Source organism: Bartonella sp. TT119HLJHH, assembly GCF_042193385.1.
Taxonomy (GTDB): Bacteria; Pseudomonadota; Alphaproteobacteria; order Rhizobiales; family Rhizobiaceae; genus Bartonella.
Genome location: NZ_JBHILS010000078.1, coordinates 1 through 1,720, shown reverse-complemented (window position 1 = coordinate 1,720; position 1,720 = coordinate 1). Strand labels below are relative to the sequence as shown.

The following is a 1,720-nucleotide window of genomic DNA, read 5'->3' as shown; positions in this document are numbered from 1 at the left end:
ACACCCTTGCCACTACATTCACAAATCAGAGCGCGCTTCTTTCCTAAAACTGTCTGTTGTATCTGGGTCGTGACTGCCGCTAAAAAGCGCTCGTCATCATCCAAAACAAGCCATAACTGTTTCTTGCCACTGCAAATCGCTTCAAGGAGCTCTTGCAACGTGATTTCATATTTGAAACGCTCTACATACTCTCTAAACGACGCAATGATGTCTTCCAGATAAGGCGCTATACGCTCCATATCCCAAGACGTGGTCAAAAAAACTTTTGCCATTATCCTCTGCCTAAAGGACGTAAATCCACATTAAACCCTGTGATATGGTTCCAATGAACGCCTTCAGGAATACGCAATTTAAAGCGGTGATAACGATTGCGCGAACGACCATGATAAGCACCTGTAAGATAAGAACACACCCTCTCCTTGTGCCATGTGATCGGCGTCTGATCATTACGAAGCCGACGTTCCCCTATGCTTAAAAATCCTTGCGTCGTATCCACCTCTGCAAACATTTTCGTGATAAAGTTAAAACTTCCATCTGGTGCTCCCATTTCTTGCGAAACAACCGTTGCCTCCATCGGTGCTCCCGTAAACATAACAAGTCTATTTGCATCATCAAAAGCACCAAGCATTGGAGCGCCACTTTGCCAACGGGGGCTGTCTAAAGAAGCGGGCAATGCCTCAAGATTGATCGAAATCTCATCTAACTGTTCTAAAGTATAACCTGTCGTAAATACTGGAAACAACGTGAAAGGTTTTCCCTGTAGCGTCGACCATTTCTGCAAGCCCCAATCATAGACAAAGGTCGTTTGCTCGTTATTGCCTCTTTTTAAGGACCAGTAAATCCGGTTATCAACGGGGTCTATAACCCCTTGCATCTCATCAAGAGCAAACTTATCAAAGGTTTTAAAAACCGTTCTATCAACCTTCTCAAAGCCTATCGGCAAAAGTTGACCATCAGCACTGATCTGATAAAAGCCACCATCACCAGCAAAAAAAGCATCACTCCCACGACACGCTATAGAGGCTGCACTGCGGGATCCACGCTTGTCTTGAAGCTTTTGAAAAATAAAGGGGACTTTAGAGCCTAGCGTAAAACAACCAGCATAAATAGCAGAACGCAAAAAAACGAGGGGATTGCTCGATTCCGTTGCCCCTTGAACATATTCTCCATCATTAAAATTATGATAATAACAATCTTTATCACCTACCGTCCAATGAGTTGCATCATTCAAACCCGACCAATGGATGCGATTGGGATGATCTGTTAATTGCATCAAACAAACAAAATCACCCCAAACCTTCACCAAGCCTGCTTTCGGGGGATTGCCTCCTAAATCTTCAAACCGTTCAGAGCTATGGGTATTAAAGACTTGCGGTTTATCATTTTTATTCACTGCAATAATTCTTTGACCAAACAAAGCGAACGACCATTTATTCTCTTCATTTGCTTGATACGTCACACCACTTTGACTTATGTCCTTCCAACTCTTCGTTTGACTATCATAACTGTAAAGCTTTTTGGCTCCTCCTACGATGAGCTTAACACCATTACCACTTCTAAAGGCTATTGAACCCAAGGGCTTTTCTTCCAAAGCATGAGACACAACCATTGCACTAGGCATGGGTATGTAACCGCCATCTGCTGGTAAAACATTCACAAGGCTATCCGTAAAACTGCCGTTGACAACCGCAACATCTGGTCTGTAATCGGCTACTGGAAA

At 43.4% G+C, this 1,720-nt stretch carries 1 protein-coding gene and 1 pseudogene; both read right to left on the bottom strand.

Annotation, left to right across the window (positions count from 1 at the left end; genetic code table 11):
• Nucleotides 1-272, bottom strand: a pseudogene (locus tag ACFIJL_RS09280) (hypothetical protein); the annotation flags it as partial.
• A partial coding sequence (locus ACFIJL_RS09275) for a hypothetical protein (protein WP_375624403.1) occupies nucleotides 272-1,720 on the bottom strand: 1,449 nt, incomplete at its 5' end. The gene ACFIJL_RS09275 and the pseudogene ACFIJL_RS09280, both read right to left, overlap by 1 nt.